General features: G+C 72.0%; 18 protein-coding genes. 10 read left to right on the top strand and 8 right to left on the bottom strand.

Annotated elements, in window-relative coordinates:
- Nucleotides 1-169: 169 nt before the first annotated feature.
- The 5 genes from ABD331_RS26825 to ABD331_RS26805 all read left to right on the top strand — a co-directional run bounded on the left by ABD331_RS26825 (nucleotide 170) and on the right by ABD331_RS26805 (nucleotide 9995).
- Nucleotides 170-2320: a hypothetical protein gene (locus ABD331_RS26825; RefSeq protein WP_344480034.1), complete on the top strand. Its 2151-nt coding sequence runs from the start codon at nucleotides 170-172 to the stop codon at nucleotides 2318-2320.
- 4 nt (nucleotides 2321-2324) lie between these two features.
- Complete coding sequence (locus ABD331_RS26820) at nucleotides 2325-4145, top strand: UvrD-helicase domain-containing protein (protein ID WP_344480032.1); 1821 nt, start codon at nucleotides 2325-2327, stop codon at nucleotides 4143-4145.
- 117 nt (nucleotides 4146-4262) lie between these two features.
- Nucleotides 4263-6038 carry a sigma factor-like helix-turn-helix DNA-binding protein gene (locus tag ABD331_RS26815; RefSeq protein ID WP_344480030.1) on the top strand — a complete coding sequence of 592 codons (1776 nt, stop codon included), beginning with the start codon at nucleotides 4263-4265 and terminating at the stop codon, nucleotides 6036-6038.
- Nucleotides 6039-6058: 20 nt separating this feature from the next.
- Nucleotides 6059-7426, top strand: coding sequence for a cysteine--tRNA ligase (gene cysS, locus ABD331_RS26810; RefSeq protein ID WP_344480028.1), 1368 nt, complete (start codon nucleotides 6059-6061; stop codon nucleotides 7424-7426).
- Between the two features lie 82 nt (nucleotides 7427-7508).
- Complete coding sequence (locus tag ABD331_RS26805) at nucleotides 7509-9995, top strand: penicillin acylase family protein (RefSeq protein WP_344480329.1); 2487 nt, start codon at nucleotides 7509-7511, stop codon at nucleotides 9993-9995.
- Nucleotides 9996-10004: 9 nt separating this feature from the next.
- On the opposite strand, the gene ABD331_RS26800 is transcribed toward ABD331_RS26805, so the two are convergent.
- A complete protein-coding gene (locus ABD331_RS26800; RefSeq protein ID WP_344480026.1) occupies nucleotides 10005-10415 on the bottom strand; it encodes a hypothetical protein in 411 nt (136 codons plus the stop codon).
- Between the two features lie 75 nt (nucleotides 10416-10490).
- Here ABD331_RS26800 and ABD331_RS26795 point away from each other — a divergent pair, with 75 nt between their 5' ends.
- Nucleotides 10491-11384 carry a hypothetical protein gene (locus tag ABD331_RS26795; protein ID WP_344480024.1) on the top strand — a complete coding sequence of 298 codons (894 nt, stop codon included), beginning with the start codon at nucleotides 10491-10493 and terminating at the stop codon, nucleotides 11382-11384.
- A 37-nt stretch (nucleotides 11385-11421) separates the two neighbouring features.
- Here ABD331_RS26795 and ABD331_RS26790 read toward each other — a convergent pair whose 3' ends face one another.
- Genes ABD331_RS26790 through mshB form a run of 3 tightly spaced genes read right to left on the bottom strand, consistent with a single transcriptional unit; the run spans nucleotide 11422 to nucleotide 13268 of the window.
- Nucleotides 11422-11916 carry a flavin reductase family protein gene (locus ABD331_RS26790; protein ID WP_344480022.1) on the bottom strand — a complete coding sequence of 165 codons (495 nt, stop codon included), beginning with the start codon at nucleotides 11914-11916 and terminating at the stop codon, nucleotides 11422-11424.
- 9 nt (nucleotides 11917-11925) lie between these two features.
- Entirely contained in the window at nucleotides 11926-12351 is a 426-nt protein-coding gene (locus ABD331_RS26785) for a DUF6113 family protein (RefSeq protein ID WP_344480020.1), read from the bottom strand.
- 11 nt (nucleotides 12352-12362) lie between these two features.
- The gene (gene mshB / locus ABD331_RS26780; protein ID WP_344480018.1) at nucleotides 12363-13268 is read right to left on the bottom strand and encodes an N-acetyl-1-D-myo-inositol-2-amino-2-deoxy-alpha-D-glucopyranoside deacetylase; all 906 of its coding nucleotides are present in this window, start codon (nucleotides 13266-13268) and stop codon (nucleotides 12363-12365) included.
- A 33-nt stretch (nucleotides 13269-13301) separates the two neighbouring features.
- Between mshB and ABD331_RS26775 the strand changes: the two genes are divergently transcribed.
- The 3 genes from ABD331_RS26775 (at nucleotide 13302) to ABD331_RS26765 (ending at nucleotide 18463) form a co-directional block, all read left to right on the top strand.
- Complete coding sequence (locus ABD331_RS26775) at nucleotides 13302-15365, top strand: S9 family peptidase (protein ID WP_344480016.1); 2064 nt, start codon at nucleotides 13302-13304, stop codon at nucleotides 15363-15365.
- Nucleotides 15366-16046: 681 nt separating this feature from the next.
- The gene (locus ABD331_RS26770; RefSeq protein ID WP_344480014.1) at nucleotides 16047-17480 is read left to right on the top strand and encodes an alpha/beta fold hydrolase; all 1434 of its coding nucleotides are present in this window, start codon (nucleotides 16047-16049) and stop codon (nucleotides 17478-17480) included.
- 146 nt (nucleotides 17481-17626) lie between these two features.
- Entirely contained in the window at nucleotides 17627-18463 is an 837-nt protein-coding gene (locus tag ABD331_RS26765) for a class I SAM-dependent methyltransferase (RefSeq protein WP_344480011.1), read from the top strand.
- A 229-nt stretch (nucleotides 18464-18692) separates the two neighbouring features.
- On the opposite strand, the gene ABD331_RS26760 is transcribed toward ABD331_RS26765, so the two are convergent.
- On the bottom strand, nucleotides 18693-19316 hold the full coding sequence (locus tag ABD331_RS26760) for a LysE family translocator (protein WP_344480009.1): 624 nt from the start codon (nucleotides 19314-19316) through the stop codon (nucleotides 18693-18695).
- 73 nt (nucleotides 19317-19389) lie between these two features.
- On the opposite strand from ABD331_RS26760, the gene ABD331_RS26755 reads away from it, so the two are divergent.
- On the top strand, nucleotides 19390-20736 hold the full coding sequence (locus ABD331_RS26755) for an aminotransferase-like domain-containing protein (protein WP_344480006.1): 1347 nt from the start codon (nucleotides 19390-19392) through the stop codon (nucleotides 20734-20736).
- 621 nt (nucleotides 20737-21357) lie between these two features.
- Here the strand turns inward: ABD331_RS26755 and ABD331_RS26750 are convergent.
- From ABD331_RS26750 to ABD331_RS26740, 3 genes are read right to left on the bottom strand one after another with little or no spacing between them, the layout of a single operon-like run.
- Nucleotides 21358-23121 carry an ABC transporter ATP-binding protein gene (locus ABD331_RS26750; protein ID WP_344480003.1) on the bottom strand — a complete coding sequence of 588 codons (1764 nt, stop codon included), beginning with the start codon at nucleotides 23119-23121 and terminating at the stop codon, nucleotides 21358-21360.
- A complete protein-coding gene (locus tag ABD331_RS26745) occupies nucleotides 23121-24809 on the bottom strand; it encodes an ABC transporter ATP-binding protein (RefSeq protein WP_344480000.1) in 1689 nt (562 codons plus the stop codon). Before ABD331_RS26745 ends, ABD331_RS26750 begins: the two co-directional genes overlap by 1 nt.
- A gap of 49 nt (nucleotides 24810-24858) precedes the next feature.
- The gene (locus tag ABD331_RS26740; protein WP_344479998.1) at nucleotides 24859-26040 is read right to left on the bottom strand and encodes an MFS transporter; all 1182 of its coding nucleotides are present in this window, start codon (nucleotides 26038-26040) and stop codon (nucleotides 24859-24861) included.
- Between the last annotated feature and the right edge of the window lie 34 nt (nucleotides 26041-26074).

Genomic DNA, 26074 nt, shown 5'->3' with positions numbered 1-26074 from the left:
GCGAGATTATGGCTGCACCGCTGCGGCGGCGTGAGGGGCTGGTGAACGGAACGGGATGAACTTCTGCCTGAGCGACCTCGTACCACCGTTGAGGTGGAGCGACTCGTCGACGATCACGCTACTCACCGGGCAGCCGGACCTGCCGGATGCGTGGTGGCGCAGTTTGCCCATGCCGCGTGTCCTGGCGGCGATCGGTCCCGAGTCGCTGGGCGAGCTGTTGACCGAGATCGCCCTTGAGCACTGGCCCGCCGCGGCGGTCGGCGACGTCCTGCCCGCCCTGCACGTCCTGGACCCGGAGGAGGCCGACGAGCCCGCCGTCGCGATCGCGCTCGACCGCGCCGGGTCGTGGGCCGGGCTGCTCGCGCTGACCAGCCGGGAGCTGGTGGACCAGCCCTTCATCCAGGCCCGGCCGGTGCTGAACACGCTGTTCTCGGCCGTCCTGGTGCGGCTCGCGCACCCGCACGGCGACGACGCGCCCGCCGTGCCCGTCGCGGCTGTCGGGCCCGCCGTGCCCGTCGCGGCTGTCGGGCCTGAGGCCGGGGTCGTCGCCGAGCACCCGCACGTCGCCGACGAGCCTGAGGCGCCCGCTGCGGCGCTGGGGCGCGCGGGGGCGGGCGAGGAGGAGGTCCCGGAGCCGGTCGCCGTTCAGCACGCCGCTGAGGGCGTCGAGGAGGCTGCCGCCGCGCACCCCGACAGCGCCACTCTGGACGAGGAGCTGGACGAGCCCGAGCGGGTCGTGGACGCCGACGCCGAGCCCGTCGCCGACGAGGCTCCCGAGCCGGAGCCCGGGCGGGTGCTGGACGCCGCCGACGAGCCCGCCCCCGAACCGGCCGCCCAGGAGGCCGAAGCGCTCCAGGCGGAGGCATTCCAGGGCGAGGGCCAGGGCCGGGGCGAGGCCGACGCCAGCGCCGAGCACTACGCCGAGCACTACGCCGAGCCCCAGCACTACGCCGAGCCCGACGCCGGCGCCGACGCCGAGGCCGCGCATGAGCGCGAAGCCGCCGCAGCGCACGAGCACGAGGCCGACGCCGCGCACGAGCATGAGGCAGTGCACGAGGACGCCGCCGCACACGAGCACGAGGACGCCGCCGCGCACGAGCACGAGGTCGGCGTCGAGGCAGAAGCTGCGAGCGGGGCTGAGGCTGCGGGCGAGGCTGAGGCTGCGGGCGGGGCTGAGGCTGCGGGCGGGGCTGAGGTCGAGGACGGCCAGGGTGCCGAGCACGACGGCGAGGACCGCCCGCTCCCCCAGCTCATCGAAGCCGCCTTCGCCGGCCTGGACGACAAGAGCTGGGCCGTCGCCCAGAACCGGGTCTTCACCGACGAGCCCTCCGCCGTCGACCAGCTCGCCAAGCTGTTCGCCGTCCCCCCGGCCGAGATCTCCGCCACCGAGGAGGAGCTGCGCGCCCGCCTGGACCGCTGGCTGTCGAGCGACGAGGCCGCCCCCTACCGGGCCCACCTGGACGAGCTGACCAGAACCCTGGGCCCGGCCGCCCCCAAGGAGCAGGTCATCAACGCGGCCGACTGGCACAGCGTGGAGATCCAGGCCCTGGAGGTCCCGGCGTGGCAGTTCGTCCTGACCACGCTGGCCCCGCCCCCGCCGCCCCCGGCGGAGCTGCCGCCACCGCCGCTGCCGCAGCGCAAGCCGTACCAGCAGCAGCCGCAGCCGCCGGTGGAGCTGGTGCAGTCGGCGTTCGGCCCGGTGGGGTTGACGCCGCAGCCGCCCCCTGGCCCGCCGCAGTTCCAGGCGTTCACCCCGGCCGCCCAGCCGATGCAGGAGGCGAACGGCGAGCAGGACAAGCCGTACCAGCCGCTGAAGGACGTCTCGCAGACGCGGCGCTGCTTCAGGCAGCCCGACGGCCGCTGGTGGTTGCGGATCGACGTCACGGCCGAGCAGCTTGCGGGCGGCGAGTGCGTGCTGCCGACGGGGTTCGCCTCGTACCTGGGGCTGTCGCCGGGCGAGAGCAGGACGGTCAGGAGCGCCGCGGGCGAGCTGTCGATGGTCTGGCACGGCAAGCCGATCCTGCAGAGCATCGAGCGGCTCCTGGTGGACGTGGGCGCCCGCGAGGGCGGCCACCTGTTCCTGACGCTGTCGGACGAGGGAGTGCTGAGAGCCAGGCACCTCCCGGTCGCCGCCCAGGGGGCCGAGAAGATCACCAAGGCGTTGCGCCTGGTGGGGTACACGGCTCCGGGAGGCACCCGGGACCAGGCGGCCAGGGTGATCGCCACCAGGATCGGCATGACGGGGCCCGTGGCCCTGCCCGACCTGCTCGGCAGGCTCCGTGAGCGCGGGGATCGCGACCTGCTAGAGCTCCTGGACTGAGCCGGTGCCGCGGCTCGCGATCGGCCCTGAGTTTCCCAGGGAGCTCAGCGCACTGGCACAGCCGGTGCGCAGGGACGCCGTGGTCGCGCTGCGCCGGTTCCTGCTGAACGTGTCGGGCGCGCCGCACCCCGAGCGGGTCAGGGGCGCGAGGGATCCGCGGGTCGCGACGCTGCGTCTGGCCGAGGGCCATCGCGGGGTGGTGGTGCGGCAGCGGGACGTGTACTGGCTGCGTACGCTGCTGCCCGACCCGGAGGCCTGGTCGTACGCCCGCCGCCACCGCTACGGCGTGAACCCGGCAATCGGGGTGGTCGAGGAGTGGGACGCCGAGGCGCTGGACCGGGTGGAGCCCGCGTTACGGCGCTCCGCCAGGTCCTCGCGGCTGTTCGCGCCGATCTGCGACGGCGACCTGCTGGGGCTGGGCCTGGACGGCGCGGCGCTGCCGCTGTTCCGCCTGGTCACGACGGAGGCCGACGTGGCGGCGCTGGAGCCGCTGCTGCCGCCCACCCAGTACGTCCCGCTGGCGGTGCTGGCCAGGGGCGGCTCGCTGTCGGAGGCGTGGCGGGAGCTGAACGCCTGGCGCGCCACGGAGCAGGAGCCGGGGCCGATCGACCCGGAGGACCTGTACGCGGCCCTGCGGCGCAGCCCGGACCGGGCGGTGTTCGTCTCCGACAAGGTCGCGCTGGACCGGGTGCTGGGGGCGCCGGGCTGGTGCACGTTCCTGTACCCGCCGCAGCACCGGCTGGCCAGGGCGGCCAGGTACGAGCATCCGGTGCTGGTCGTGGGCGGCGCGGGCACCGGCAAGACCGTGGTCGCGCTGCACAGGGCGGCGCATCTGGCGGCGCGCGGGGCGGGTCCGGTGCTGCTGGTGACGTTCTCGCAGGGGCTGGCCGACGACCTGTCGTCACGGCTGGACGTGCTGATCGAGGACGAGGTGGTCCGCAAGCGGGTCGAGGTGGACAACGCCGAGCGGCTGGCGATCCGCATCGTGGCCGGCGCGGAAGGCCGCCGCCCCGCGCTGGTGGGGCCGGGGGCGCGGTCGCTGGCCCAGCTCACGGAGGACGCGCTGCGGTTGCTGTCGATCTCGACAGGTGATCTGCTCGACGATGTGGATCCGGGGCGCAAGCCGTACCGTCACATGGTTGTGGACGAGGCTCAGGACATCAGCCCCGCGCAGTGGCGGCTGCTGCGGGCGGCCGTGCCGCGGGCGCGGGACGACCTGTTCATCGTGGGTGACCCGCACCAGCGCGTCACCGACACGAAGGTGGCGCTGGGGGCGCTGGGCATCCCCGCCGTCCAGCACTCGCTCGGCCGCTCCCACCGGCTGCCGCAGGAGCTGCTGTCCTTCTCGGTACGGCTGCGCGGCGGCGGCCCCTCGCCCGGCCTGGTCAAGGGGGTGACCGACATGGCGGACTTCAGCGCCGCGCGGCACGGCGAGCGGCCGGTCGTGCGGGCGTACGACACGCCAGAGGCGGAATTGTCGGGGCTCCGCGGCACCATAGACGCGTGGCTGGCCGACGGTGTGCCCGCGAGCGAGATCGCGGTGGGAGCGCGCAACCAGCGGCTGGTGCGCGCCGCCAGGCGGGCGCTGACCGGCCTGGCCGTGCGCGCCTCGACCTTCCAGCAGTTGAAGGGGCTCGAGTTCGAGCGGGTGGCGCTCATCGGGGTGGCGGAGGGTGTGGTGCCTGAGCCGCCGCCGGATGAGCCTTACGCGCGGGCTCGTGCCCTGCAACGCGAACGGAGCATACTGTTCGTCGCCTGCACCCGGGCCCGATCGTTGCTCTATATCTCCCATTCCGGAAGAGGCAGCCCGTTTCTACCCCTCTGATCACATAGTCTGAACTGCGGATATCTTCCCTTTGCCGGTTGGACCTCAATGAACCTCAGCCTGAGCGACCTCGCGCCACCCCTGCGCTGGACCTCCCCTGGTCAGATAGCGCCGATCGTGGAGGAGCCCCAGCTGCCCGAGGCCTGGTGGCAGGCGATCCCCCTCGACCGCGCGTGTGCCGTCGTCGGCACGCAGACCGTCGCGGGCCACCTGGCCGACCTGGCCGTGGCCTGCTGGGGGCATCTCATGCTCGGCGACATCCTGCCGCTGCTGCGCTTCTCCGACCCCGCCGAGGCCGAGCGGTCGCCGGAGACGCTGGGCAAGGACGTGGTGCAGAAGCTGTTCAGCGGCGTCTTCGAGCGGCTGCTCGAACCCGCCCCCGAGCCGGTGGCCGCGCCGTCCAGGCCGGACAGGCCGCTGCCCGAGCTGATCGACGAGCTGTTCGGCGCGCTGGACGACCGGCAGCGGGCCATCGCCCGCGACCGCCTGTACGCCACGCAGCGCGCCACCCTGGACGAGCTGGCGCAGCGCTTCTCCGTGACGCGGGAGCGGATCAGGCAGATCGAGCGCGACCTGCGCGACCACGTGGACGCCTGGCTGAGCAAGCCGGAGGCCGCCCCCCTGGTCGCGCACGTCACCTGGCTGCGCGGCCGGCTGGGCTCGGCGGCGCCGGCCGACGACCTGCAGGCCACCGTGCCGTGGCACCGCACCGAGCTGCGGACACTGGGGATCCCCGCGTGGCGCTTCGTGCGCACGCTGCTGACCGGCTACGAGCAGGCCGACGGCTGGCTCGTCGCGGGCGGGGCCGACGAGCTGAGGGAGAAGACGCGCCAGCTCTTCGCCGACGGGCCGCACCCGCTCGGCGAGGCGGTGTCCATGGTGTCGCAGCTCGGCGTGCGCGAGGACGTCGCCGAGCGGTGGATCCTGGCCGTGCCGCAACTGCGCGTGCTGGGCCAGCACGTGGTGCCGTGGCCGCGCAGCATCAACGAGAAGGCCGAGGCGGTGCTCGCGGTGGCGGGCGCGCCGCTGTCGCCGGAGGAGATCCAGGAGCGCATCGGCGAGGACTACAGCCTGGTCGGCATCCGCAACCAGCTCACCGCCGACGAGCGCTTCCGCCGGGTCGACCGCAACAAGTACGGGCTGACCAGGTGGGGCGGCGACGAGTACCTGGGCATCAGGGAGATGATCGCCAGGGAGATCGAGCGGGCCGGCGGCGAGGCTTCGGTCAGCACGATCGTGGCCAACCTGACCTCGCGCTACGACGTGAGCGAGAGCTCGGTGCGTGCGTACTCGGGCGGGCCCGGGTTCGAGCGCACGCAGCGCGGCTGGATCAGGGTGGCGGGCACCGCCCCCGGGGGCGAGGCGGAGCCGTACCAGCCGCGCAAGGACGTCTCGGAGACGCGGCGCAGCTTCCGCTCCCGCGACGGCCGCTGGTGGCACCGCGTGGACGTCAACGCCGAGCACCTGCGCGGGTCGGGGTCGCCGCTGCCGACGGGGTTCGCGGCGTACCTGGGGATGGCGCCGGGCGGGCAGCTCACGGCGTCCGCGCCCTCCGGCGACGTGGTGATCAGCTGGCACAACCAGCCCACGATGGGCTCCATCCGCAACGTGCTGGCCGAGTACAAGGCGCAGGAGGGCGACCACGTCTTCCTGACCGTGTCCGACGGCGGCGAGCTGCTGACCCGCTACCTGCCCGCCGCGCCCGTCGGGATGCCGCCCATCAACCGGGCGCTCTACCTGTTCGGCTACACCGCGCCCGTCAGCTCGGAGCTGGAGGGGCTGCGGCTGATCGGCGCCAGGATCGGGCTGCCCGACACCGCCACGCGCGAGGAGGTGCTCGGCAGGCTGCGCGAGCGCGGCGACCGGGACATCCTCGGTTTCCTGGGCGGATGACGCCGGGCTAAGCTCGGCAGATGTTGCGGATCTACGACACGCGCGCCAGGCAGGTCGAGGAGATCGCCGCCGGGCGCGCGGTGCGGATGTACACGTGCGGGCCGACGGTCTACCGGCACGCGCACGTGGGCAACCTGCGCACGTACCTGCTGTCCGACCTGATCAGACGGGTCCTGGAGCGGCGGCGGGTGCGGGTCGTGGCCTGTCAGAACATCACCGACGTCGGCCACCTGGCCGACGACACGGCGGACGAGGGCGAGGACAAGGTTCTCGCCCAGGCCCGCGCGGAAGGGCGCTCGCCGCTGGAGCTGGCGCGCCACTACGAGGAGGCGTTCAGGGCCGACACGGCCGCGCTGAACCTCCGGCCGCCCGAGCACATGCCCAGGGCCAGCGAGACCGTCGATCTGATGGTGGAGCTGATCGCCAAGCTGGTCGAGCAGGGGCACGCCTACGCCGTGCCCGACGGCTCGGTCTTCTTCGACGTACGGACGTTCCCCTCGTACGGTGAGATCTCCGGCAACCGGCTCGACGCGCTCAAGCCCGCCCACCGCATCGACATCGTCGATCCCCGCAAGCGCTTCCACGCCGACTGGGCCCTGTGGAAGCCCGGGGAGGGCGAGCTGACCTGGGAGGCGCCGTGGGGCCGCGGCTTCCCGGGCTGGCACGTGGAGTGCTCGGCCATGTCGCTGCGCTATCTCGGGCCGCGCTTCGAGATCCACACGGCGGGCATCGACCTGCGGTTCCCGCACCACGAGGACGAGCGGGCGCAGTCGAACGCGGCGACCGGCCACGAGGTGGTCGACCACTGGGTGCACGGGGAGCATCTGCTCTTCGACGGGCAGAAGATGGCCAAGTCGACGGGGAACGTGGTGCTGCTGTCCGACGTGGTGTCGGCGGGGCTCGACCCGCTGGCCGTGCGGATGGCGTTCCTGGAGCACCGCTACCGCCAGCAGCTCAACCTCACCTGGGACACGCTGAGGGCCGCCGACCGCACGGTGCGCAGGTGGCGCTCGCGGGTGGCGGAGTGGGCCGAGTCGGTCAGCGCGCCGCTGTCGCAGGAGCACGTCGACCGGGCCGAGTCGGCGTTCGACGACGACCTCGACACTCCGGCGGCGCTGCGGGTGCTGCGGGAGCTGGAGCGCGACGAGTCGGTGGCTCCGGGGGCGAAGTTCGAGACGTTCCTCCATCTGGACCAGGTGCTGGGGCTCGACCTGTCGATCGACATCGGCAAGCCCAAGGTGCTGCCGCCCGGGGCCGCCGAGTTGCTGGAGGCGCGGGCCAGGGCGCGCGAGTCGGCCGACTGGGCCGCGTCCGACCGGCTGCGCGACGAATTGGCGGAGCTGGGCGTGCGGGTGTCCGACACGGCGGAGGGGCAGACCTGGGCCTGACGCGTCCGGAGCAGTGATCACGAACTGCCAGACTTGATGTCGGTTCGGCATGAAGGAGGTGGCGGTGAGGCCCTATGCGTGGATGCCGTTGCCGTTGCGGTGGTCCGCTCGGGTGTTGACCGTGCTTCTGGCACTGGTGGTGGTGCTGGCCGGGGTGGTCGTCTACACGGTGCGCAAGTCGTTCCCGCAGGTGGACGGGACGCTGCGGCTCCCCGGCCTGACCGGCAACGTCGAGATTTATCGGGATAAATCGGGGATCCCCCACATTTATGCCGACAGCGCGGCCGACCTGTTCATGGCCCAGGGCTTCGTCCACGCCCAGGACCGCTTCTACGAGATGGACTTCCGCCGCCACCTGACCGCCGGCCGCCTGTCGGAGCTGTACGGCGCCTCCACCCTCGACAACGACAAGGCCCTGCGCACCATGGGCTGGCGCCGCGTGGCCGAGCGGGAGGTGCCCGAGCTGTCGCAGGAGACGCAGGGCTACCTCGACGCGTACGCCAAGGGGGTCAACAACTGGCTCAGCGCCAACCCCAACGCCTCCGACCGCAGCCTGGAGTACTCGATCCTGAAGCTGCAGGGCGGGGGCGGCGCGCCCGAGAAGTGGACGCCGGTCGACTCCGTCGCCTGGCTGAAGGCGATGGCGTGGGACCTGCGCTCCAACGTCGAGGACGAGATCGACCGCGCCCTGGCGCTGACCAAGCTGCCCAAGGAGCGGGTCGAGCAGCTCTACCCCGGCTACCCGTTCGACCGCCACCTCCCGATCGTCAACGAGGGCGCCGTCCTGCGGGGCCGCTTCGACCAGCGCGCCGAGCCGCGGCTGCCCGGCGACCGGGCGCTCGCCGACGCGGCCGGCACGCTCGACGACGTGCCCAGCTCGATGGGCTCGGCCGACCGGTCCGGCCTCGGGTCGAACTCGTGGGTGATCTCCGGCGAGTACACCGACAGCGGCAAGCCGCTCCTGGCCAACGACCCGCATCTGTCGCCGGCGCTCCCGTCCGTCTGGTACCAGGCGGGCCTGCACTGCCGCAAGATCACCGAGACGTGCCCGTACGACGTGACCGGGTTCACCTTCTCCGGCGTGCCCGGCGTGATCATCGGGCACACGGACAAGATCGCGTGGGGCTTCACGAACCTCGGCCCCGACGTGGCCGACCTCTTCCTGGAGCAGGTGGAGGGCGACACGTACCTGTACAAGGGCTCGCGGCTGCCGCTGGAGACCCGGCAGGAGAAGATCAAGGTGGCCGGGGGCAAGACGGTCACGCTGACCGTGCGCAGCACCAGGCACGGCCCGCTGATCAACGAGGTCATCCCCACCGCCAAGCCCAGCGGCGAGGCGAACGCGGTGGCCCTGCAGTGGACGGCGCTGACGCCCGGCAAGACGGTCGACGCGATCTTCGCGCTGAACAGGGCCGGGAGCTGGCAGGAGTTCAGGGCGGCGGCGTCCCTGTTCGACGTGCCCGCGCAGAACCTCGTCTACGCCGACACCTCCGGCAAGATCGGCTACCAGGCGCCCGGCCGCGTCCCCGTGCGCGCGAAGGGCGACGGCACCTGGCCGGTGCCCGGCTGGACCGGCGAGTACGACTGGGACGCCGCCCCCATCCCCTACGACCAGCTCCCCTCGGTCGAGGACCCTGCCGACGGCTTCGTCGTCACGGCCAACAACGCCGTCATCGACCCCGAGCGCTACAAGCCGCTGCTCACCCGCGACTGGTCGTACGGCTACCGCTCGGAGCGCATCCGCACGCTGCTCAAGGAGGCCATCAAGAAGGGCCCCGTCGACGCTGCCACCATGTCGCAGATCCAGCAGGACACCTACAACGGCTTCGCCGAGACGCTCGTCCCCGCGCTGACGCGGGTGGACCTGGCGGGCCCGTCCGTCCAGGCCAGGGAGCTGCTCAAGACGTGGGACCGCACGCAGGGCACGGGCTCGGCCGCCGCCGCGTACTTCAACGCCGTCTGGCGCCACCTGCTCACGCTGACGTTCGACGACGACCTGCCGGAGTCGGCCCGCCCCTCTGGCGGCGACCGCTGGTACGAGGTCGTCAGGCGGCTGCTGGAGGCGCCTGACGACCCGTTCTGGGACGACGTGACCACCCGCGAGGTCAAGGAGACCCGCGACGACATCCTCCGCCAGGCCATGGCCTCGGCGCACCAGGAGCTGGCCGACCTGCTCGGCGAGGACGTCAAGACGTGGCGGTGGGGCGACCTGCACCAGCTCGAACTGGTCAACGGCTCGCTCGGGACCTCGGGCATCGCGCCGGTGGAGGCGCTGTTCAACCGGGGGCCGCTGCAGGTGGCCGGGGGCAAGGACGCGGTGAACGCGACGGGCTGGAACGTCAGGAACGGTTACGCGATCACGGCGGTGCCGTCGATGCGGATGGTCGTCGACCTGTCGGACCTGGACAAGTCCCGGTGGATCAACCTGACAGGCGCCTCCGGGCACGCCTTCCACGCCAACTACTGGGACCAGGCCGAGGCGTGGGCGCGCGGCGACCTGATGCCGATGTACTCCAAGCCTGAGTCGGTCAGGAAGTCCGCGGTGCACACGCTCAAGCTGACCCCCTGACGCGGGGCGTCAGCGCCGGCGCCACCACAGCAGCTCGCGCGGGTACCCGCCGTCGTCCAGACCCGCCAGGCGTTCGAAGACGTTGTACGAGGCCTGATGGCCACAGACGATCACCGAGCCGAGCATGGCCAGGAGGTAGAGCGGCAACATCGGCAGCCCGAGGCACCACGCCCACTGGGTGGCGTGCCGCCCCTCGTGCGCGATGAGCCGCTCGTCGAGCGCGTCCCTCCTGGTCAGGACCACGTTCCCGACGGTGAACGCGCCCGCGATGGGGAAGCGGTAGCGGTATCCGAACGCGAGGATGAGGCCGTCAGGACCGGACATTCTGGACGCGCCGCCCACGACGGCGAGCAGCAGGCCGAGCGGCGTGGAGAGGTTCACGTAGTTCGCCGCGCGGCGGAACCTGAGGCGCCTGTTCATGCGTCTGAACCTTGACTCATCTTGACAAGTCGGAATAATGATCCCCGTCCTGAAATCTCCCACAAGAGCAGGATTATGAGATTCTCCATCCTGGGCGCGCTGCTCGGCACCGTCGCACTGGCAGGAGCCGGCGGAGTTGCGATCACCCAGACGTCAGCGACCGATTCCCTACGATTCACCGACACTCCTCTCAACGCGCAGGTGGCGTTAGCCGGCGACCCGACCACGTCGCCGCCCCCCACGACGTCGCCGACCCCGACCGAGACCACCAGCCCCCCTACTGAGGGGGAGTACACCGCGCAGACGCGGGTGGTCAAGAGGCGAGGCGTTTCCTACCTCGACGTCTCGGTCACCTACGAAGGGGCGGCGTTCTTCAACGTCGAACAGCGAGTATGCAAGAGGAGAGCGTGTAAGACCGCGAGCGTCGATCTCACGGTCGTCGGGGGCGAATCAAGCGCCACCACCCGGCTGGGCCGGGGCACGTACAAGAAGCGAGGGCAGCCGGGTGTCAGCATGGCGCCGCTGCCGACCGTCACCATCCGCGAGACGGTCACGGTGACCGAGCCAGGTCCCACGGTCACCGTCACAGAGCCGGGGCCGACGGTCACCGAGACGTTCACCTGTCAGCCGTACGTCGAGCCGACTCTTCCGCCTTCCGAGGAACCACCCACGGACACCGTCTCCCCGACGGTCACCGTCTCGGAGACGCCTACGCCGACCTCGACCCCGACCCCGACCCCGACGCCCACCGTCAGCGAAACTCCGACCGATACGTTGTCTCCCACGGTCACCCCGACCGAAACTCCGACCGAAACCCCCACTCCCACTGAGATCCCGACCTGTCCGCCGCCGTCCGAGCCTCCCACCGAGTTGCCCACGGACAGCCCCACGCCGACGGACACCAGCGTGCCCACCGACACCGCGACGACCTCACCGTCCGAGTCGGTCAGCGCGCCCGCCGCGCAGTAGCGGGGTTCGGGCCAGGCCACGCGCCTGGCCCGAATCGCTACAGCGACTTGTAACGGCCCTCGTGGTACAGCAGCGGCGGCCCGTCCGACGGCATGCCCAGCGCCGTCACCCCGCCCACCACGATCGAGTGGTCGCCGCCGTCGTGCACCGCCGTGGTCGCGCACTCCACGGTGGCGATGGCCCCGTCGAACAGCGCCACCCCCGACCCGCCCCGATGGTGCGGCCACCTGACGAGCTGCCCGTTCAGCGGCCGTCCACGGTGGGCGAAGAACCGCGAGGCGTCCTCCATGGACGCCGGCAGGATCGACACGCCCCACACCCCTGCCGCCATCACCGCGTCGTGGAAGCGCGCCACCTTCTCCGCGCAGAACAGCACCAGCAGGGGATCGAGGGACACGGAGGTGAAGGAGTTGATCGTCATCGCGTGATCGACGTCGTCCAGCCTGGTCGTCACGATCGCGACTCCGGTGGCGAAGCGGCCGACGACCTTCCTGTATGTACCGGGATCCGCGTGCCGCTCGATGGAATGCACCTAGCTACTTTATGCCTCTACGTCTGGTTTTTCGGAGGGGTACCCCCGCAAGAGCCACGAACCCCCTCCCGACGAGGGCGAAAGCAGATAAGCCCCGACGAGGGCCACCAACCCCCCGTACAGGTAGACGTACCCGGAGGGACCTGACGCGATCACCAGATCGCCCATCCCCAGCTCCAGCGTGAACGGCATGGTCACCAGCAGCCAGCCGAGCGCCGTCACCATCGCCCCCAGCCTGGCGCGCATCAGCCTGCCCGCCGCCAGGCACACCCCGAACAGCGCCAGCGCCCAGCCGGCCGCAGACACCGGCACCGCGCCCCACTGCCACGTGGGATGCGTGAAGCCGCCCACGACGGCCATGACGACCCCGAGCACGAACAGCATGCCGTACGCCGCCCCGCCCAGCGCCGACTCGGCCTGGCTGCGATGTTCCATGTCGAATGAGGTTAGTGGATGCCCGCGAAGAGATCGTTCTCGCGGGTGTGCGGCTCACCGAGGCCGCCCGCGTCCACCGGCGCGCCCGGAACCGCCGGGCCTGGGACGCCGATGGCCAGCGTGTAGTGCTCGACGGCCGCCACCTCCTGGCCGATGTTGTTCGACAGGGCGTACCAGGGGGCCCGGACGCTGATCTGCGTGGCGTGCGCGCGCAGCGCCTCCAGCTTGTTGCCGACCCACGGGCGGGCGTCGATCTCGGTGGTGACGTCCTCGTCGGGGCTGCCGAACGGCATGTCGTCCACGTTCTCCGTCAGGAAGTCGACGTCGGCCTCCGCCAGCGCCTCCGCCGCGCGCCGCAGCACCGACCTGGCCACCGCCGTGTGGTAGAACTTCGCGATCTGCCAGGGCTCGCCCTCGCCGAAGCCCGGCTTCGCCGCCAGCTCGAACGCCCTGCGCGAGACCCGGTGCGCCTGGATGTGGTCGGGATGGCCGTAGAAGCCGTTGGCGTCGTAGGTGACGAGGACCTGCGGGCGTATCTCGCGGATGATTTTCACCAGCTCGCCCGCCGCCTCGTCGAGGTCGGCGCCCCAGAACGCGCGCGGGTGGTCGTTGGAGGCCACCCCCATCATGCCCGAGTCGCGCCAGCGGCCGGGACCGCCCAGGAAACGGTGGTCCTCCACGCCGAGCGCCTGGCAGGCCGCCGCCAGCTCGCCGATCCGGTACTGGCCCAGCGCGTCGTCGCGATCCGCGGCCAGGTGCGCGAGGTCCGCGGGGATGATCTCGCCCTCCTCGCCGAGCGTGCAGGTCACCAGCGTGACGTGGGCGCCCTCCGCGACGTACTTGGCCATGGTCGCGCCGGTGCCGATCGACTCGTCGTCCGGGTGGGCGTGCACGAGCAGGAGCCGTCGATCAGTCATGCCCACGAGCGTAGCAATGGCAGGATTGAGGCCATGAGCGAGAGCTTCCCGCGCCTGTCAGCCCGCACCCGCCGGTTCACCCTGGGGGTTCCCCGCGGCTTCACGATCTCCCCCGACGGCGGCCGGGTGGTCTTCCTGCGGACGAAGACCGGCACCGACCCGGTGACCTGCCTGTGGGAGCTCGACACCGACACCCACGTCGAACGCCTCGTCGTCGATCCGCGCGCCCTCGACGCCGGCGAGGAGAACCTGCCGCCGGAGGAGCGCGCCAGGCGCGAGCGCAGCCGCGAGGCCGCGGGCGGCGTCGTCGCCTACGCCGCCGACGCCGCGCTGACCAGGGCCTGCTTCGCGCTGTCCGGCAAGCTGCACGTCGTGGAGCTGGCCGCCGGGCAGACCCGCGCGCTCACCACGCCCGGCCTGGTCATCGACCCCCGCCTCTCGCCCGACGGGCGGCACGTCGCCTACGTCTGCGACGGCGCCCTGCGGGTGCAGAGCCTCGACACGGGCGACGACCGCGCGCTGGCCACGCCCGAGTCCGAGACGGTGACGTACGGGCTGGCCGAGTTCATCGCCGCCGAGGAGATGGACCGCATGCGCGGCTACTGGTGGTCGCCTGCCGGCGACGCCCTCCTCGTCGAACGGGCCGACGAGGCGCCCGTACGGGTCTGGCACATCGCCGACCCCGCCAACCCGGACCGCACGCCCGTCGCCCAGCGCTATCCCGCCGCCGGCACCCCCAACGCCCGCACCGAGCTGTTCGTGCTCGGGCTCGACGGGTCGCGGGTGGCGGTGCCGTACGAGGAGGAGTACCTCTCCACCGCGGCCTGGGACTCCCACGCCCTGTCCATCGTCACGCTGACCCGCGACCAGCGCACCATGCGGCTGTTCTCGGTCGACCCCGCCACCGGCGTCACCAGCCTCGTCCGCGAGGACACCGACCCGGCCTGGGTCGACATCGTCGGCGGCGTCCCCGCCCACCTCGACGACGGCTCGCTCGTCTGGGTCGCCAACGCCGACGGCGGCCACCGCCTCTACGTCGGCGACCGCGCCGTCACCCCGCCCACGCTGCAGGTACGCGCCGTGCTCGACGTCGACCACGACAGTGTGCTCTTCAGCGCCAGCGGCGACCCCACCGAGATCCACCTGTGGACCTGGGACGGCCACTCCCTCCTGCCCGTCTCCACCCGCTCCGGCGTGTTCTCCGGGCGGATGGCGGGCGGCGTCGGCGTGCTCAGCGAGCAGAGCATCGACGACGAAGGCGTCTCCACCACCGTCGTCCGCCGCGACGGCATGGCCGTCCCCATCCCGTCCTTCGCCGAACGGCCCGGCCTCGACCTGCGCGTCTCACTCGGCCGCTCCGGCCGCCGCGAGCTGGCCACCGCCGTGGTGCTGCCGTCCTGGTACGAGCAGGGGTCGGGCAAGCTGCCCGTGCTGATGGACCCGTACGGGGGGCCGCACGCTCAGCGCGTACTCAACCGGCGCGGCGCCTTCCTGGAGAGCCAGTGGTTCGCCGAGCAGGGCTTCGCCGTCATCGTCGCCGACGGCCGCGGCACCCCCGGCCGCGGCACCGAATGGGAGCGCGCCGTACTCAACGACCTGGCCGCCCCCGCCCTCGAAGACCAGATCGACGCGCTGCAGGGGGTCGCCGAGCAGTACCCCGACGACCTCGACCTGAGCCGGGTCGCCATCCGCGGCTGGTCCTTCGGCGGCTTCCTGGCGGCGCTCGCGGTGCTGCGGCGGCCCGACGTGTTCCACGCCGCCGTGGCGGGGGCGCCTGTCACTGACTGGCGGTTGTACGACACCTGCTATACCGAGCGGTACCTGGGGGATCCTGGGCAGCAGCCGGACATTTACGACAAGTCATCGCTGTTCGGGGATGCGGGGAAGCTGGAGCGGCCGTTGTTGCTGGTGCATGGGCTGGCTGATGACAACGTTGTGGCTGCTCATACGTTGCGGTTGTCGTCCGCGTTGCTGGCGGCGGGGCGGCAGCACAGTGTGTTGCCGTTGTCGGGGGTTACGCATATGACGCCGCAGGAGGTGGTGGCGGAGAATCTGCTGCTGCTTCAGGTGGAGTTTCTTAAGAGGGCGCTGGGCTGAGTCGGGCGGGGCTTGGGCGCGGGGCGCGGGGCGCTGCGGTGGCCCCGCGCTTGCCTGGCGGCGCTCGCGGTGGTCGTGACGCTCGCGGTGTTCGCGGTGTTCGCGGCGTTGCGGTGATCGCGGTATCGCGGCGTGGCGGTGTTCGCGTTCGCATGCGCCGGGCGCCCTAACTCCGCATGCATCAGGCGCCGTAACCCCACCGCACCGAGCTTCACCGCAATCCGTCCCGCCTCCACATCCCGCCGCGCCTGCGCCTAACCCCACACACGAGCCCCCTCGCGCCTCGCACCCCGTCCCACCTCCGCATCCCGCCGCGCCTGGGCCTCACTCCGCCCCCACAGAGCCCACCCTCGTGCCTCCACACCAGCCCACCGGCGCCCCGCGTCGCCTTCCCGCCCAGTTCCTCCACCCACGCCCACACCGCCGCTGCCCCGAGCCTCGCCCCACGCCACCCGCGCCTGACCCCATTTGCGCGCCTCCACGCCCAGCCCGATAACGCCCCGCACCGCCTCCGCGCAAGCCCAATCCGCGCCGCCACCTCCCGCCAGCACCCCGCACCTCGCAGGCCGCCTGAAACCCATGCGGGCTGCGGTCTATCAACCCGTAGTCCGACACCCACCCCCCAAAGACCAAACCCTGGTCCGACGCGCCCAACCCACCTCCTCCGGCATCGTCTACGCCATGCGCAAGCCCGTCACCCTCCCCCTCACCCTCGCCCTAACCCTGCTCACCACAGCCCCACAGCCCGCCCAAGCGACGACAACCACGGCCACCACCACGACGACCACCAGCACCGCCACAGCCCTGAGCTGGCAACCCTGCCCCAACGACACCATCGGCATGGAATGCACCGACCTCCAGGTCCCCGCCGACTGGCAGAAACCCGAAGGCCGCAAGATCACCCTCAAGATCGGCCGCCTGAAGTCCACCGGCACCTCAAAAGGCTCGGTCCTGGTCTCCTACGGCGGCCCCGGCGCCCCAGGCATCGCCACCACCCAGTCCCTCCAAGCCTGGTGGACCGACCTACGCAAATCCATGGACATCATCACGTGGGACACCCGAGGCTACGGCCCCGACCCGTTCCAGGGCCTCAGCACAGGCCTGCCATGCACCTGGACCCGCATCCCCATCGCCGACCTCCCCCAAGACGACGCCGACTTCGGCCGCCTGTCCGACACCAACCGCGGCTACGCCGAGGCCTGCCGCCACAAAGACCCTGAGCTGTTCGCCAACATGAGCTCAGCCGACCACGCCAGAGACATGGAAGCGATCAGAAAGGCCCTGGGCGACACCAAGCTCAACTACTACGGCGCCTCCTACGCGGGCTTCTACGGCCAGGCCTACGCCCGCCTCTTCCCGAACAGCGTCCGCACGATGGTCCTGGACGGCACGTGGAACCACAGCACCGCCGACTGGCCACGGGAGCTGGAGGCGATGGCCAAGGCGAACGAGCAGTCGATGCGCCGCTTCTTCACCTGGTGCGCCACCAACGACTGCAAGGACGTCCCCACCCTCTGGCGCAAGCTGATCACCCGGGCGACCGCCACCCCCGTCCCCACCAAAACCGCGAACATCGCCTACAAGGCCGGCGACCTCCAGTCCTTCGCCATCGCCATGGCCCGCCAGGGCACCCCGGCCTGGCCGAAGCTGGCCGCCGCGATCCGCAAGGCGAGCAAGGGCGACGCCTCCGACTTCGTACCGGCCAGGGGCGCCCGCTACCCCGACCAGGCCACCCCGGTCACGGAATGCACCGACTGGCCTCGCTTCGCCAACCTCAAGCAACTGACGACCACGATCAACCGCCTCCGTAAGATCGCCCCGAACACCGGCGCCACCAACACGTTCGCCACAAGCACCCTCAACTGCATCGGCTGGCCCGTCACCGTCACCAACCCGCCCGCACCCCTGCCCAGCACCCTGCCGCCGCTGCTCGGCGCAGGCGCATGGGGCGAGTCCGACGCGACGGAACGCGTCCTGTCCCAAGTCCCGGACAGCGTCACGATCCACCACGACGGCCCAGGCCACACCCTCTACGGCGTCAACCCGTGCGCCCGCGACCACATCAACCGCTACCTCACCGACGCCACCCTCCCACCCCGCACAACGAACTGCTGACCGCGCGAGCCACCGCAGCGAGCCCTAGCACCACTCCTCAACATCAACAACTCGCGGCCCATCCCCTTGACGCGCGCTTCTCTATAGTTTAACTCTAGTAACTGTCACTAGAGTCCAACTCTACTAACGAGAAGTGAGGCAGCACCATGCCCAACATCGTCAACAAGCAGCAATCCGAGGCCTGGAACGGATGGGAAGGCCAGACCTGGGCCGACAACCCGGACTACTACAACGGCATGCTCGACGGCTTCAACGAGGCACTCTTCACAGCCGCCGCGATCGAGGAGGACGACCAGGTTCTGGACGTCGGCTGCGGCACGGGCCGCACCACGCTGCTGGCGGCCGGCAGGGCAGCACGGGGCACCGCCCTGGGCATCGACCTGTCGGCCCCGATGCTGAAGCGCGCCCGCGCCGACGCCGCCGAGCAGAACGTGGCCAACGCCGTCTTCGAGCAGGGAGACGCCCAGGTCCACCCCTTCGGCGACGGCAAGTACGACGTCGCCATCAGCCGTGGCGGCGTGATGTTCTTCGCCGACCTCGTCGCCGGCTTCACCAACATCGCCCGCGCCCTGCGCCCCGGCGGTCGCCTGGCCATCATCACCTCGGTCCCCGGCACCCCCGACAGCGACTACGCCCGCGCCACCGCCGCCCTGCGCGACCACATGCGGCGCCCCTCCCCCGCCGCCCAGGGCATGATGTCCATGGTCGACCCCACCCGCATCCACGACGTGCTGACGGACGCCGGCTTCACCACCATCGACATGCAGGTCATCGAAGCCATGGAGAACCTCGGCCGCACCGCCGACCAGGCCGCCACCAACATCTGCGCCATGGGCCCGGTCCGCTTCAACCTCTCCGACCTCGACGAGCCCACCATCGCCACCCTCCGCAACGCGGTACGCGACGGCCTACGCCCGTACGAGACCCCGGACGGCGTCCAGCTACGCGCGAGGGTACGCCTGACCACCGCCACCCGCCCGTAATCGTCGACGTTCGGCCTGGACCTGCCCAAGAAGCTGGCGTGCCGGGGAGCTGAGCATGGGCGAGAGAAGGAGACGCTAAGCGCGGGCGAGAGAAGGAGACGCTGAGCGCGGGCACGAAAGGAGACGCTGAGCCAGCGCAAGAAGGAGAAGTTGAGCGCGGGCGCAGGAAGGGGAGGCTGAGCGTGCTCGGAAGGAGAGGCTGAGCGCGATCAGGAGGAGCTGAGCGCATTCAGGAGAACGCGAGGCTGACAGCGAGGACGGCGAGCAGGGAACCCATGGCCATCCGCTGGAAGCGCAGCCAGGCAGGACGGGCCGCCAGAAAGCCCGCGATGCCGCCCGCCGCCACCACGATCGACAGGTTCACCAGGAGAGCGACCGTCACCTGCACACAGCCGAGGATGATGCCCTGGAGCAGCACGTTCCCCCGGTCGAGATCAACGAACTGAGGGATGATCGAGATGTAGAGGAGGGCGATCTTAGGGTTGAGCAGGTTGGTCATCAGCCCCATGGTGAAGAGCCGAAGCGGGGAGTCGGGCGGCATCTCACTGGCGGCGAAGACGGACGCGCCGCCGGGTTTGAGCGTCTTCCAAGCGAGCCACAGCAGATACAGGGCACCAGCGATCCGGATGACGGCCAGGAGCTCGGGAAACGCCGTGAACAGGACCGCCAGCCCGAGGTTCGCCCCCACCAGGTAGACGAGGAAGCCGGCGGCGACCCCGGCCAGGGAGATGATCCCGGCTCGCCGCCCCTGGCTGGTGCTGCGGGAGACGAGGTACAGCATGTTCGGCCCCGGGGACAGCACCATGCCGAGCGCTACGAGCACGACGCCGAGCACCGCACTTTGTTCGACCATGACAGCGAAGCTAGCGACGCTCAGGATCTCGGTGCAATAGGTGCAATTGCACTCGGAGCAATGTTGTGCTTGGATGCGGCGCATGGAGGACTACCGGCGCATAGCAGACTCCATCGCCGCCGACATCGCGGCCGGGCGGCTGCGGCCCGGAGACCGGCTGCCGCCGCAGCGGAGCTTCGCGCGGCGGCACGGCATCGCCGACTCCACGGCCGCCCGCGTCTACAGGGAGCTGGCCGGTCGCGGGCTGACCGTCGGGGAGGTGGGCCGGGGCACGTTCGTACGGGCCGCCGCGCCGCAGCCCGGCCCCGCGCTCGTCGAGCCGACGGGCAGCCGGATCGATCTGGAGCTCAACTATCCCGTCGTGCCCGAGCAGGCCAGGCTGCTGGCCGACGGCATCGGGCCGTTGCTGCGCGCCGACGTCCTGGAGTCGTCCATGAAACCGGTCGGCGCGGCGGGCACCCCGGCGGCGCGGCGAGTCACCGCCGGGCTGCTGGGGCGCGGGGAGTGGCGGCCGGATCCCGAGCGGGTGTTGTTCGCGGGGAACGGGCGCCAGGCGATCGCGGCGGCCCTGGCCGCGCTGCTGCCGTCGGGTGGGCGGCTCGGGGTGGAGGAGCTCACGTATCCCGTGCTCAAGGGGCTGGCGTCGCGGGTCGGGGTCACGCTCGTGCCGCTGCGGGTCGACGAGGCCGGGCTGGATCCGGCGGCTGTGGCGGCCGCCGCGCGGAAGGCGCCGCTCAAGGCGATCTACGTACAGCCGACGATGCACAACCCGCTGTCGGTCAGCATGCCCGTCGAGCGCAGGGCCGAGCTGGCGGGCCTGCTCGAACGCCTGGACGTGCCCGCGATCGAGGACTCCATCTGGTCGTTCCTGCGCGACGACCTGCCGCCGCTGGCCGCGTTCGCGCCCGGACGCACCATTCTGGTGGACAGCCTGTCCAAGCGGCTCGCGCCCGGCCTGTCGCTCGGCTTCGCCGTCGTGCCCGGACAGGCGGTGGCGGGCGTGGCGGCGGCGGTGCGGTCGGGCGGGTGGACGCCGATGCGGTTCGCGCTGGAGGCGGCGACCCGGTGGCTGACGGACGACACCGCGCGGTCGGTGGCCCGCGCCAAGCAGCGGGACGCGGCCATGCGCCAGGAGATCGCCGCCCGGTGTCTCGCCGGGTTCGGCGTGCGCAGTGATCCGCGGTCTTACTACTGCTGGTGGGAGCTGCCGTCGCCGTGGCGCGCCGAGACGTTCGTGGCCGCCGCCGCCCGGTACGGCATCGCCGTCACGCCCGCCGCCGCGTTCGCGGTGGGGCGGGGCAGCGCGCCGAACGCGGTCCGGCTCGGGCTGGCCTCTCCCCCGCCGGACGTCCTGGCACGCGCCTTGACCACCCTGGCCGATCTCGCCCGCGTCGCGCCTGAGGACCTTGCCGCCGAGTAGCGGGAGCGAGGGCGGGGCAAGAGCGAGGGACGCGGCGCAGGCGGGCGAGCGGGCGAGCGGCGGGAGCGGGAGCAAGCGGGCGGGGCGAGCGGGCGAGCGGCGGGAGCGGGAGCAAGCGGGCGGGGCGAGCGGGTGAGCGGCGGGAGCGGGAGCAAGCGGGCGGGGCGAGCGGGCGAGCGGGCGGGCGGGTGGAGTCGGGGGAGCAAGCGGGCGGGGCGAGCGGGCGCAAGCGAGCGGGCCAGCGGGGACTCCGGCCCCGCCGCTCGCCCGCTTACGCCCGCCCGCCTTGCCCGCTTGCCCGCTCCCGCCCCGCTTACCCGCTCGCCCGACTCCACCCGCCCGCCTGCTTGCGCTGATACGCTCGCCTGCTTGTGCTGGCCCGCTCGCCTGCCCCGCCGCTCCGCCCGCTCGCTTGCGCCCGCCGGCCCGCCCCGCCGCCCTGTCCGCCCCGCCGCCCTGTCCGCTTCGCCCGCCCGCCTGCTTGCGCTGACCCGCTCGCCTGCTTGTGCTGGCCCGCTCGCTTGCCCCGCCGCTCCGCCCGCTCGCTTGCGCCCGCCGGCCCGCTCCGCCCCGCCCGCCCGCTCCGCCCCGCTCGCCCGCTGGAGCTCAGCCCTCGAGAGTTCAGGACGGCGCCGAGGTCCTGCTGGGGCTGCCGTGCCAGCTGCTCCACAACGCCGCGTAAGACCCCCCTTCGGCCACCAGTTCCTCATGCGACCCCAGCTCACTGATCCGCCCATCCTCCACCACAGCCACCCGATCGGCATCGTGCGCCGTGTACAGCCGGTGCGCGATGGCGATCACCGTCCGCCCTTCCAGCACAGCGGCCAGCGACCGCTCCAGGTGCCGGGCGGCACGCGGATCGATGAGCGACGTGGCCTCGTCCAGGACGAGGGTGTGCGGGTCGGCGAGGACCAGCCGGGCGAGCGCGAGTTGCTGCGCCTGCGCGGCCGGCACCGCGACCCCGCCGGACCCGACCTCGGTGTCGAGCCCGGCCGGCAGCCCTCGCGTCCAGTCGAGGGCGTCCACGGCTTGCAGGGCCGAGAGGACGGCGGCGTCGGTGGCGTCGGGCCGGGCGATCAGCAGGTTGTCGCGCAGCGTGCCCTTGAACACGTGGTGTTCCTGGGTGACGAGCGCGACGTGCCCGCGCAGGTCGTCGAGCGGCAGGTCGACGAGGGGCACGCCGCCGACGGTGACGGAGCCGGTGCGCGGCCCGTGGATGCCGGCCAGCAGCCGCCCCAGGGTGGACTTTCCTGCGCCGGACGGGCCGACCATGGCGAGCCGCTCGCCGGGCTGGACGGTCAGGGAGACGTCGTGCAGCACGTCGCGCCCCTCCCGGTAGGCGTAGCGGACGCCGGAGGCTTCCAGCAGCTCGCCGGAGGGCCGGGCCGTGCCGGCCGCCCGGTCGTCGGGGACGTTGGCGACGCCGAGCAGCCGTGCCATCGACGCCGCGCCGACCTGGAGCTCGTCCACCCACATGAGGAACCGGTCGAGCGGGTCGATGAGCTGCTGCGCGTAGAGGGCGGCGGTGACGACCTGTTCGAGCGTCACCCAGGAGTTGGTGTAGAACAGGCCGCCGACGAGCAGGGCGGCCACCACGGGGATGACGTAGCCCAGCTCGACGGCCGGGTACCAGGTGGTGCGCAGGCCGAGGGTGTAGCGTTCGGCGGCGTAGGAGCGGGCGATGTCGCCCTCGGTGCGGGCCCGGCGCCGCTCGCGCAGGCCGAGCGCCTCCACGGCCCTGGCGCCTTCGACGGTCTCGGCGAGCCCTTCGGTGATGTCGGCGTAGGCGGCGTTCTCGCGCAGGTAGCCGTCGCGGGCGCGGCGCAGGTACCACCGGGTGGCGATCCACAGCACGGGGCCGGCGGCCAGCATCGGCAGCATGAGCAGCGGGCTGACCAGCAGCAGCGCGCCAATGGTGATCACGAAGGTGACCATCGCGATGAGCGTCTCGGGCACGGCGTGCCGTACGGTGCGCGACAGGGCGTCCACGTCGCGGGAGGTGCGGGTGATGAGGTCGCCGGACCCGGCCCGTTCGACGGTGGACAGCGGCAGGGCGAGCACCCGGTCGACGAACTCCTCGCGCAGCTCGGCCAGCACCTTCTCGCCGAGCCTGGCGGAGGCCAGCACCGCGTACCGGATGAGGACGCCCTGCAGCAGCAGGAAGGCGCCGATGGCGGCGGCCACGACGGCGACGTTCACCTCGTGGCCGTACTGGAGCTGCTGCACCAGGGCGCCGAGCTGCCACGGGACGACCAGCCCGGCGACGGCGGCCAGGCCGTGCAGGAGGAGGGCGAGCGCGAGCGAGCGCGGGTACTTCAGGGTGAGCCGCCTGGCGTAGGCGCGCACCTGTTTGCGGTCGGCGATCGGCAGGATCTCCCGGGCCATCAGTCTTCCCCTCGGGTCACGGTCGCGGCGTATGCGGGGGATCCGTCGAGCAGTTGCCGGTGTGTCCCCTCGGCCAGGACGCGGCCGTTCTCGACGTAGATCACGTGCTCGGCCCGGTCGAGCACGAGCGGGCTGGTGGTGCAGACCATGGTGGTACGCCCGGAGCGCGCCTTGGCCAGGCGTTCGGCGATGCGGGCCTCGCTGTGGGCGTCGACGGCGCTGGTGGGCTCGACCAGGATGAGCACCTCGGGGTCGGTGACCAGTGCTCTGGCGAGCCGCAGCCGCTGCTGCTGCCCGCCGGAGAACTCGCGCCCCGCCTCGGCCACGTGCGCGTCGAGCCCGTCGGGCAGGGCTTCGACGACGTCGGTGGCACAGGCGGCGTCCAGGGCCTCGCGGATGCGGGTGTCGGTGGCGGTGCCGCGCACGTCGAGCTCGTCGCGCAGCCGTCCGTTGAACAGGCGTGCGCCGTTGTCGGCGACCAGGATGCGCGACCGGATCTGCTCCAGCGGCAGGGTGCGCAGCTCGACGGCGCCGAAGGTGACGTCGCCCTCGGCGTAGCGGCCGAGGCGGTCGGCGATGGCGATGGCGTCGTCGGGGGTGTCGGCGGCGACGGCGGTGAGGGTGCCGGGCTGGAGCGTGACACCGCTGTAGGAGTCGCGCAGCACGCCGCCCTCGCCGGTGCCGGTGCCGCCGGTGACCTCGGGCTCGATGGACAGGATCCTGATCACCCGGCCGGCGGCCACGTGGCCCTTGGTGAGCTTGTCGGCGGCCTCGGTGAGGGTGCGCATGGGGCCGATGAGGAACACCGCGTACAGGTAGAAGGCGACGAGCTGGCCGGTGGGGATGTCGCCGGCGACGGCGAAGGAGGCGCCGACGCCGGTGACGATGGCGATGAGCAGGCCGGGCAGCACGATCTGGGCGCCTTCGAGCACCGATTCGACGCCGGAGACGCGTACTCCGGCGTGGCGTACGCGCTGCGACTCGGCGCGGTAGCGCGCGGCGAACACCTGCTCGCCGCCGATGCCGCGCAGCACGCGCAGCCCGGCGACGATGTCGGCGGCGCGGGTGGACAGCTCTCCGGCCAGCTCCCGCTGCGCCTGCTGCCGCCTGTGCAGGGGCCGCAGCAGCGGCCCGACGGCGACGGCCATCAGCGGCACGCCGAACAGCACGAGCAGGCCGAGCGGCAGCGAGGTGGAGATGAGGATCACGGTGACGGTGACGATGGCGAGGATCGATCCGACGCCGCGCAGCAGGATGTCCATGGAGCTGCCGATGTGCGCGATGTCGGAGTTGCCGACGCTGACGACCTCGCCGGTGGACAGCCGTTTGGGCAGCGTGGCGCCGAGCCTGGCGGCCTGCCGGGAGGTGAGCTGCACGGTGCGGTACGCGGCGGACAGCCAGTTGAAGACGGCCATCCGGTGCCGCATGATCCCGGTGAACGCCTGCACCAGCCCGAGCCCGAACAGGATCGCCGACCACGTCAGCAGCGAGCCGGTGTCCTTGGCGGTGACGGCCTCGATGCCCCTTCCGAGCACGGCAGGCATGAGCGCCTGCACCAGCCACCAGAGGCTGGCGTAGCCGATGCCCGCGAGCAGGGGAACCGCCTGGCGCCGCGCGTTCCACCACAGGTAGCGGAGCGGGCTGCGGATGTCGGGCACGCCGGGATCGGCCTCAGGAAGGGAGCGCATAGCCTGACAACCTTGACAAGGTCGCACCAGGCCCGGCAAACCATTTTCGTCACCGCGGGAAGGCCCGCCAGGTGTAGACCAGGGCGACCGCCGCCGTGACGGCCAGCAGGACGTAGCCGATGGCGTAGGCGCCGGTGGCGGTGTAGACGGCCCCCATCACCAGCGGCGGGAAGTACCCGCCGAGCCCGCCGGCCGCGCCGACCAGCCCGGTGACGGTGCCCACCCTGGACGCGTCCACCAGCTTGGCCACGAGCGCGAACACCCCGCCGGTGCCCAGCCCGAGGAAGAACGCCATGAGCACGAAGCTGAGCCCGGCGGGCACCTCGACGGGCGGGTTGAGCGCCAGCACGAGCGCCATCAGCACGGTCCCGGCGAAGGAGACGGCCAGCACCTTGACGGGCCCGATCCGGTCGGCGACCGTGCCGCCGAGCGGCCTGGACAGCACGGCGGCGATGGAGAACCCGGCGGTGCGCAGCCCGGCCTCGGTCTGCGCGAAGTGGTAGACGTTCTGCAGCAGCGTGGGCAGGTAGGTGGAGAACGCCACGAACCCGCCGAAGGCCACCGCGTAGAGGAACGCGCACTGCCAGGTCGCCTTGATCTTCAGCGCCTCCCGCATGCGGGGCAGCGCGGAGCCGGTGGCGGGCGTCCAGCGGGGCGAGTCGCGGCTGCCGCCCAGCATGACGATGCCCATCAGCGCCAGCACCGCCGCCATCAGCAGGTGCGCGCCCGGCCGCCCGAACTCCTCGACCAGGCGCGGGGTGAAGAACGCCGACAGCGCGGTGCCGCCCATCCCCGCGCCGAACACGCCGGTCGCGAAGCCGCGGCGGTCGGGTTCGTACCAGGCGTTCACGAACGGGATGCCGATGGCGAACGACGTGCCGGGGATGCCCAGCAGGAACCCCCAGAACAGCAGCCAGCCGTAGGTGTCGGACCAGCCCACGAAGAGCACGGGCACGATGGACACGAAGCAGATGATCGCGAACATGCGGCGCCCGCCGAGCCGGTCGGCCAGCATCCCCATGGGGATCCGTCCCAGCGAGCCGACCAGCACCGGGATGGCCACCAGCAGCGAGGTCTGCGTCGGCGACAGGTTCAGCAGCCGGTTGTAGCTGCCGGACAGCGGCCCGATGAGGTTCCACGCCCAGAACGTCACCGCGAAGGCCACCGTGGCCAGAGCCAGGTTCCGCACCTGACCCCTGCGCAGCTCGGAACCTTTACGAAGCTCAGACATACACCCTGTGTAACAGAGGGTCACCATCTGTGAT

This window comes from Nonomuraea monospora, from assembly GCF_039531895.1.
GTDB lineage: Bacteria > Actinomycetota > Actinomycetes > Streptosporangiales > Streptosporangiaceae > Nonomuraea > Nonomuraea monospora.
Note: the sequence above shows the minus strand (reverse complement) of the source record. Positions and strands in the feature narration are given on the sequence as shown.